We start from the raw sequence: 819 nt of genomic DNA on the forward strand, positions 1-819 counted from the left end.
AATCCAGGCATTGGTTCGCTCTACACTGAAGCGTTCCTTGTAAAGCTTTTTATCTACAAGGTACTCGTAGTCAGTATTTTTAGAATTCCGCTGATTGATGTCAATATTAGCGAATATGTTTAGGCCATCACAGAATTCGCGGAAAGATTTACTATCGAACCCTGCGTCTGCATTTAGAAATAACCCTTCAATATTGATCTGGGCTTCGTCCAAAATTTGACACATGTTTTTGAACTGTTCGTTGATTTCAAAAAGATCATGATGATTGCCAGGAATGGGTTTTGATACCGCTAGAGGAATACCTTGGCGATCTGTCAAGAAAAGCATATTCGTGGTTTTTGCTGATTTGCGGCTTTGATAGCCTACTGCCTCGCCACCCATACGAGCACGAGTATGACTTCCATCAAATTGGACACTCGACATATCCAAATTACCTCTATTGGCAGATAATAATGCTGTCCAGAGTCTTTGCCATGAACCATCTTTAGACCACTTGTTGTAGTGGTAAAAAACTGATTGCCAGGATCTAATCGTAAAGCCAAAGAACTGGTTCAATGGAAGTTCACGCCATTGAACACCTGTTTTTAATCGATAAATTATCGCTCGAACCATTTTCCAAAGCTTGACTTTTGGCTTTCGACCAAGGTGATTTGTACTTAAGTGAGGCATCAAATTGGTCGTGATAAATTTCTTGTTTAATTTTACGTACATAAGTTGTGGAGGAAGGTTTGGAGAAGTTAGTAGATCCCCAAATATCTTCTTTCGCAACTTTTTGTGCAAATCAGGACTTTTTACCCCAAATCATTTTTAGACAACTTC

At 39.2% G+C, this 819-nt stretch carries 1 protein-coding gene; it reads right to left on the minus strand.

What is annotated here, in order from left to right:
* The coding region (locus tag ACRBG0_RS26300) for a transposase (protein WP_431489807.1) at positions 1-711 on the minus strand (711 nt) is incomplete at its 3' end.
* Between the last annotated feature and the right edge of the window lie 108 nt (positions 712-819).

The sequence above is a fragment of the Lewinella sp. genome (genome assembly GCF_050633125.1).
In the GTDB taxonomy this organism is placed as follows: Bacteria; Bacteroidota; Bacteroidia; order Chitinophagales; family Saprospiraceae; genus Lewinella.